9 protein-coding genes are annotated in these 7896 nt (G+C 40.2%); 1 reads left to right on the top strand and 8 read right to left on the bottom strand.

Features of this window, described 5'->3' with window-relative positions; all coding sequences use genetic code 11:
- Together WMO25_RS11625 and WMO25_RS11630 are read right to left on the bottom strand one after the other, a co-directional pair.
- Positions 1-1007: NAD(P)/FAD-dependent oxidoreductase (locus WMO25_RS11625; protein WP_349085451.1), on the bottom strand; the 1007-nt coding region annotated here is incomplete at its 3' end.
- 213 nt (positions 1008-1220) lie between these two features.
- On the bottom strand, positions 1221-2075 hold the full coding sequence (locus WMO25_RS11630) for an iron-containing alcohol dehydrogenase family protein (protein ID WP_349085452.1): 855 nt from the start codon (positions 2073-2075) through the stop codon (positions 1221-1223).
- Positions 2076-2708: 633 nt separating this feature from the next.
- Here WMO25_RS11630 and WMO25_RS11635 point away from each other — a divergent pair.
- A complete protein-coding gene (locus tag WMO25_RS11635; protein WP_349085453.1) occupies positions 2709-3134 on the top strand; it encodes a hypothetical protein in 426 nt (141 codons plus the stop codon).
- 62 nt (positions 3135-3196) lie between these two features.
- Here the strand turns inward: WMO25_RS11635 and WMO25_RS11640 are convergent, their stop codons facing one another.
- The 6 genes from WMO25_RS11640 to iadA form a co-directional block, all read right to left on the bottom strand.
- Positions 3197-3682 (bottom strand): low molecular weight protein-tyrosine-phosphatase, encoded by a 486-nt coding sequence (locus tag WMO25_RS11640; RefSeq protein ID WP_349085454.1) that lies wholly within the window; start codon positions 3680-3682, stop codon positions 3197-3199.
- A gap of 249 nt (positions 3683-3931) precedes the next feature.
- The gene (locus WMO25_RS11645) at positions 3932-4834 is read right to left on the bottom strand and encodes an ABC transporter permease (protein WP_349085455.1); all 903 of its coding nucleotides are present in this window, start codon (positions 4832-4834) and stop codon (positions 3932-3934) included.
- Positions 4834-5745 (bottom strand): ABC transporter ATP-binding protein, encoded by a 912-nt coding sequence (locus WMO25_RS11650; protein ID WP_349085457.1) that lies wholly within the window; start codon positions 5743-5745, stop codon positions 4834-4836. The genes WMO25_RS11645 and WMO25_RS11650 overlap by 1 nt, the downstream gene beginning before the upstream one ends.
- A 122-nt stretch (positions 5746-5867) precedes the next feature.
- Positions 5868-6218 (bottom strand): GNAT family N-acetyltransferase, encoded by a 351-nt coding sequence (locus WMO25_RS11655; RefSeq protein WP_349085459.1) that lies wholly within the window; start codon positions 6216-6218, stop codon positions 5868-5870.
- 14 nt (positions 6219-6232) lie between these two features.
- On the bottom strand, positions 6233-6823 hold the full coding sequence (locus WMO25_RS11660) for a TetR/AcrR family transcriptional regulator (RefSeq protein WP_215689997.1): 591 nt from the start codon (positions 6821-6823) through the stop codon (positions 6233-6235).
- 173 nt (positions 6824-6996) lie between these two features.
- A partial coding sequence (iadA, locus tag WMO25_RS11665; RefSeq protein ID WP_349085461.1) for a beta-aspartyl-peptidase occupies positions 6997-7896 on the bottom strand: 900 nt, incomplete at its 5' end.

A 7896-nucleotide genomic window follows, 5' to 3' on the forward strand; every position in this document is an offset into this window, starting at 1 on the left:
ATAAAACCTTTGGCATCTTCTGCTTCACCAATCACAAAATCATCACCGGCTTCATGGGCACGGAGACCTGCAAAAGATGTAATCACCTGACGAAGGGGTACATTCTTCACACTGAGAGAAGCGGTACGTCCGAGGGAATCCAGTCCGGCCTGGGTTGTATTAATCGCTTCTTTATCTTCCACATCTACGGCAGTCGGTCCAACCAGCAGATTGCCGTGAACCGTCGGGCTCACAAGAACACCTTTGCCCATCTTGGACGGCAGCTGAAAAATTGTATGAGATACATGCTTGCCTGCATCTTTGTCCAGCAGCATATATTCACCTTTTCTTGCTGTAATATGCAGCTTATGTTCGCTGACCATATTATTCAGTGTATCTGCATAAACACCGGCTGCATTGATGACAACTTTCGCTGTTTTTATCTCTTTTTCGCCGCTGTCTGTATGGGTCACTGTCAGTTCATAGCCTGACTCTGCTTTCTTAATATCATCCACCTGTGTATTCAGGAAAAATTCGACACCGTTGCTGCATGCATTTTCAGCATAGCCCATCGTCATATGGAAAGGACATACAATGCCGCCTGTCGGTGCAAACAATGCACATACAACATCATCACTGAGATTCGGTTCCATAGCGATCAGTGCCTCACGGTCAAGAATCTGAAGATCCGGCACGCCATTGGCCTTGCCTCTCTCCATCAGTACTTCCAATCCTTTCGGATCCTGGTCTTTTGTGCATACAACCATAGAACCATTTCTCTTAAACGGAATATCCAACTCTTTTGCAATCTGATCCATCATGGCATTGCCTTTGACATTAACCTTTGCCTTTAATGTGCCGGGTACAGCATCAAAACCCGCATGAATAATGGCACTGTTGGCCTTGGATGTGCCGCAGCAAACATCCTCCTCACGTTCAATGACACAGACGTTTAACTGATATCTTGATAACTCCCTTGCGATGGCGCTTCCTGTCACACCGGCACCGATAATCGCTACATCATACATAAACCCAATCTCCTTTCTATTTCTGCTTAACAGCCAAACGGGAAAATAAAAAGCAAGGGAAATAGAGCGATTGTCTCGCTCTACTTACCTTGCTCTAATCTCCCGGTAATCACTTTATTGATTTGCTGTCTTTATGTTACCACCCTCTAAAAAGAATTGCAACCTCTTTTACGGGAATATTATGTACAATTTTTTTATCAAATCCATGCGTTTTTAGCGCATTTTTTCATCATAGGCCTCCATTTCCATGATACCGTCCACGATCATTTGCTCTGTCACTGTGTATGGATAAACCCTTACATCAATACCCGCCAGTGCCTTAGCTGTGACTTTTGCCAGATCTTCTGCTTTGGCATGGATATCTGCCAGTCTTGTTGGCAGACCGATGGAACGGCTGAATTTATACAGGGTATCCCTTTCTGCATACTGTTTGTCGATGGTCAGCATAACAAGGATACCATAGGAAACAACCTCGCCGTGAAAATGACCGTTTTCTTCTGTGCTTGGCAGTACTGTGAAACCATTGTAAATGGCATGGGCCAGACCGGTTGTATAATCCACCTGAACGAAGTTCGACACAAATCCTGTGGAGATAATGATACCGAGAATAACTTCTGTCAGCTCATCGGATACCTGATTGGCTTTGCAGTCGGCCAAAGCCTTTTCGCCCCAACGCATGATCGGTACGGCACACATGGAACTTAAAGCAATACCCATGGCATCACTGTGGGCCGGAATATCATTTCTGGAAGAAATCGTGCACTCATAATGCTTGGTCATTGTATCACCCATACCTGCCCACAGGTAAATATCCGGTGCCTCAGCAATAATCTGTGTATTAATAAAGATATGGTTCAGCGGAATTTTTGAAAAAGAATATTCTCTCAAACTGCCGTCCGGATGATACACAATGCCAAGGCTTGTACAGGAAGCACAGGTTGAAGCAATTGTTGGAAATGTAAAAAACGGACGATTCGTTGAATGCGCCAGAACTTTACATGTATCAATGGCTTTACCGCCGCCGGCATGAGCCGAAAAAAGAACGGCACCCACCGAAAATTCCAGCATAAAGTGTCTTGATTTTTCCTCTGTCTTGTTCTCTCATTCTCATCTTCCTCCTGTCGTAACATGCGTATCCTAAATGCGTGTAGCCTAAAACAGGATTTTATCCTGCTGGGAATTCAGGGCGAAATGATGACTCCTGAAAATTCCATACAAAAAATTTTATTGCGTAGGGCACAATTTGCTATGCAATAAAAAAAATCCTCCATCTCCTGGTCACTTGACCCAAAGAGACGAAAGATTACTTCCGCGGTACCACTCTTCAATTATCCCCCTGTTCTGAATACAGATGCATATTATGCAATCATAATCCCCAAAACAGCTCAGGAATCTCTCTGTGGATACAATCATATCCCCGCTGCTGTAACGGGAACACCCGTCTGCGCCTATTCTGCATAGCTATAACATACTTCTCCACCGTTTCCTGCAGACAATCTCACGCTCTATACATTTTCAGCACAGCCGCTCTGCAGCGAGTTCGACCTATGAATAAATCAAACATTTTCATGAATTTTTATGCTTTTTGGTTGCCTATATACTGTTTTTTTTCATCGAACATTTCCTTTTTTCCCCTTTTAATGTCAACATTTTCCTGTTAAAATAAATACATTAAATTAGTTTCATAGGGAGTGTTGTGAAATGAATATCAACTATCGATGTCTGCGTGAACTTGAAATCAAGGGATTGTTCGAAACCCCTGAACACCGAAGCCGATTTTCTGAATTGCTGAACTGTTACTGCAATTATCCTTTTTTCAACAAGGGCCTGTGTAAATGTATGTATCTGTCCAGCTGGGATATGGAACATTTCATTGTTATGTTGGATATTTTAAACGATATGACCATTGGCAAGAATCAGAATCTTCAATTAATGAAAGACAATGGCAAGGTTCTGGAAAATATGTCCGACGGCTATGATCGTTATATCTTCCAATTAGCCGGTGCCTTTCTGACCAGTCAGGATTTCCAGATGCCTTATGTCCCGATTGCCAAAGAAGGGCAGCATATCATTCAGCGTGCCTTAGAAGCAGCTGAGGTAATTGAAACAGTTTTTAATGCCGAATAAAAATATGGAGCAGTACACATATCTTATATCTCTTGATAATAAAATATGCATACTGCTCTTGTTTAAAACCCTAATTTTTCTAATAAAGCTGTACACCCTTCATAGACATCTCTATACGTCTCCTTAAAATCCCCTGTATACCACGGATCCGCAATAGACCTTCCCGGCCTGTCTGTAAAATCCAGCAAAAGCTTTACTTTTCCTTCTTTGTCCGGACCAGTAATCCGCAATGTATTTCTGATATTATTGCTGTCTGCACACAACAGATAATCATAATACTGATAATCCTGTTTTGTCACCTGTCGGGCACGCTTACCGCTGAAATTCGTATAGGCGGTTTCACCAATGCCGTGTCTTCTCAATTCTGCCTGAGCCGGCGGATAAATCGGGTTACCTTTGCCATTCCATATTTCTTCCGTACTGGTTGCTGCTGAAGCAATCTCAAACGCATCGGTTAAACCGCGTTTCTCCACCATGTCCTTTAAAACATATTCGGAAATCGGCGACCGACATATATTGCCGTGGCAGATAAAAAGTACTCGAATCATTGTTTTTTCTCCTCTCAAATTGCCGTGAAATGCCGTATTTTGCAAGGTTTTATCAGTATTTCAAGGTATCGTAGTTTTCTTCTCATTTACTACATTTTTTGCAAAAAAGTGCAAAATACAGCAAATCACTTCCATCTGTAGTAGTCAAATCGTAGTCAGTTTAGGGAGTGCAGACTACTGCTTATCATTAACAGCAATTATACTGTTCCCCATTTAATTTTAATAAAATCTTTTGGTAACTTTAATTATCTATCGTCTGTCCTCACCCTTTGGCAGCAATGTAACAAAATAATAAATAATTCCGAATACAGCTATACTTCCCATCATAATACCGATCATCTGATTTACACCTACCACATTTCCATGAAATACCGGATTGCAATCAAGAGTGTCTCTTATCGTTTCAACCATTTCATCCGGATAATGCTTTCTCTCCATCTCTCTGAAAACTCCGTGAAGCATATGATTCTTAATCAATGAAGTGGCATATGTACTCGGAAAATACGACAGTGCCTTCTGAAGACCTGAACCAAAATTTGAAATCGGCATATAAGCACCACATATAAAACCATATCCTGCGCTGACAATTGTACCTACAGCCGAAAGCTGTCCCTGTGTTGTCAATGGAAAGCTAATGATACTTGACAGCGTACTTCCAAACAGGACGAGCAATATTATATCAAATAAAACCCATAATACATCTGCTGCATTCATATACCATCCCATTTTAAGCAGATATCCCAGACATAATATAAACGCAATTCCATTGACCATCAATGAATTAGCTACTGTTGACAGAAAATATCCCAAATAAATTTTGCCCTTGCTGACAGGTGAAACATCAAAATCCTTCCTTGTTCCATTTGCCTTGTCCTGCACCATAGTCAGATTCACGCAGAATGTTACAGTAATACAGCTTACTGCCATAAGTGATGCTGTCAGTTGTGCTGCCACGGTTCCATTAATAAGCTTATCCGAAATCGTGATCATATCCGGAATTGCTGCTGTAAAAGAATCTTTGAAAACCTTTGCAAGAAATGTAGCATACAGAACAATCAGAATAACTGGTGTGATCATTGATGTAAACAACATACCTTTATCTTTAAAAAACAATTTTCTGTTCCTGTTCATTAATGCCAATACTGTTCTCATCAATGCTCACCTCCTAGCTTTTTCCCTGTGACTGCAAGAAATACATCATCCATTCCACCTTTTACTACTTCATAATCCATGAATAGATCCTGATGCTCTACAATAAGCTCCGTAGCTTCTTTCGTATTTTTTACTTTTATCTGATATCCGTCACGTATTTTTTTATATTCCCTGTTCAATGTCTTTATTTCATCCTCGGAAACACCATAAACAGACACTATATCCTGTACATAATCATTTTTAAGTTCAAACGGTGTGCCTTCTGCTGCAACACTTCCTTTGTCAAGAATCACAACATACCCGGCATTGGCAGCCTCTTCCATATAATGTGTAGTCAGAAATACTGTCATATTTTCTGTTTTCTGAAGCTTCTCGATAACATTCCAGATTAACTGTCTTGTCTGTGGATCAAGCCCTGTGGTAGGCTCATCAAGAATCAAAATTTCCGGTCTGTGCAATAATGCACGGGCAATATCAATTCTTCTTCTCTGACCTCCCGACAGCTTACCTACAGGTCTGTTTAAAAACTCGTCAAAATCCAAAATCTCGACCAACTCCTGTAATCTCTTATCAAAGGCATTTCCTGTAATGCCGTACAAAGCAGCTCTGCTCATTAGGTTCTCTTTCACCGTAAGTGGTTTATCAAGTACGCTATCCTGAAATACAACACCAAGCATCCTTTTTGTCTGTGCGCCGGCTTTGTCAGTTTCTATTCCGTTTACCTGAACCGTTCCACTGTCTTTTTTCAGCAGTCCACAAAGAATAGAAATGGTTGTACTTTTCCCTGCACCGTTTACTCCTAGAAATGCAAACAATTCTCCTTTTTTTACACGAAAGCCCAAATCATTTACCGCTTTTACTTCGCCAAAGCTTTTATTCAAGTGGCTGATTTTAATTATATCTGATTCCATATTTTCTCCTTTTGTTTCATCTTTCCTTAAATGACGCAGTATACGTTGGATTTACCTTTTTTAATAGAATCCATATGTTAAAAAGTAATACGAAAGCGAAAATCGTCCATGCCCCTTATCAGTTACTCCAATGAATAATCAAGCAGGATTTTACCATATCCTTTCCGCTTATATTCATTCTTGATACAGATCGGTCCCATCGTCATAATTGGAATATTTCTTCCATCATCCGCCTTAATACTCGTTCTCATAAACATGTTCTGACCAATCAGTTTACCCTCTTCATCACTTTCTTTAAGATACATTACAAAATCCAGTTCCGGAACAAATGCCGGATCATTTCTCAGCTGGTTAATGACATAATGCTCCAGGCATCCGGAGCGGTATACGTTCCAAAAGCTATCTCTTACCAGATTTTCCACCTCGCAATATTCACTTTTTTCTTCTAAACGGATTACTATATTATTTTTCATGATCTGATTCTCTTTCACTTCAACTCTTGTACCAAACTTTTTATAGCTGATACAAATTCATCTTTTACATTTTGCTTATCTTCTGCTCCATCATACATGCTGTAATAAAAATACATAACTGCATAAAATCCGGCAGCTTTGTCCTTAGCATTTGCAATTCCAATACTTTCAAATAAATCTTTCACATAAGAAGCAGGTCCAGCCACGAGATATTGCTGATATAAATTCTGCATTTCTTCACTGCGAAACTGCTCTATGGTCAGCATTTTTCGAAACGATGATGCAAAATCATCCTCTGTCCAGTATTCAAACATAGACTTGCTGTATTCCACCAAATCATCCAGAGATACATTCTCATACTGTTCAGGCATTTTTTCTTTTTCCTCTTCCGGCATATCATATTCTACTGCCTGTTCACCATCCTGCTGCTCCATACGCTGTACAATACAGTCAAAAATATCTCTTTTACTTTTGTAATGACGGTACAATGCACCTTTTGTCATATCAAGCTCTCCTGCTATCTGGCTGACGGAAACAGCCTCATAACCATCTCTGGCGAACAGATGCAAGGCTACAATTAATATCTCTTCTTTCCTATTACCCACGCTGGTAAACCTCCAATTCAAAAAATAAACGACCGTTTACATCTTCATAATAGTAAACGGTCGTTTATTTGTCAAGACTTTTCTTTTGCTTATATTATCTCTTTTTATAAGTCAACAGCTCTGGATTTTCACTTTTTGTCCATTAGACAGAGTATATTCCACATCAATATACTTTATTTTGTATAAACTGTATTTCCTTTTGCAATTACTTCAACAAGCTGAAGTTCCTGGTCAAGAATACAAAGATCAGCATCATAACCTTCTTCAACCTTACCTTTTCCTTTAAGACGAAGAATATCTGCTGGATTAGATGTGATTGTAGAAATAGCTATTTCTAAAGGAATTTCTGTTTTAAATACACATTCCTTTACTTCCTTCAGAAGACAGCTGGACTGTCCAACGCCCATTCCAAGGAATTCACCATCACTACTGTATATTGGAAGACTTCCCTGGCCATCAGAAGAAATTGTCATGCGATCAGGATTTACTCCTGCATCTAACATTCGTTTAATACCATTACACACACGTACCTCATCACGGATAGTTTCCCAATAATCAATATTTTCATTTCCGGTAAAGTCTACTGCTCCGCCTTTCAGCGCATACTCAATCGACTTGCCAAAAAGCATCTCATTTCGATTGATATGTGTTGGCAATATTTGAGAAGCCGGTATCTCTGTCTCATCTACTACTCGTTCAATAAGATCTAAGCATCTCGGGCTGTCGCCAAGATGAACATTTACAATACCGGCTTTCCCGGAAAGAACACCACCAAGTCTTGTATCCGCAACGACACGTGTAAATTCCTCAAAAGTCGGCTGTGAAGAACGATGATCAGAGATCGCGATTTCTCCAGTTCCAATGATTTCCTGAATCATCATAATATCTTTCGCAATACTGTCAGTCAACGTGCGCACCGGAATCTGATAATTGCCTGTATAACAGTATGCAGACATTCCCTGCTCATTCAATCCTTTTGTCTTTGCAACCAGTGCACACATATCACGACCGATTCCATCTGTTCCAAGGCAGCCAACAACTGTTGTTACTCCAAACTTCGTAATTCCTTCCAT

This window comes from Coprococcus intestinihominis, assembly GCF_040096555.1.
Lineage (GTDB): Bacteria > Bacillota > Clostridia > Lachnospirales > Lachnospiraceae > Coprococcus_A > Coprococcus_A intestinihominis.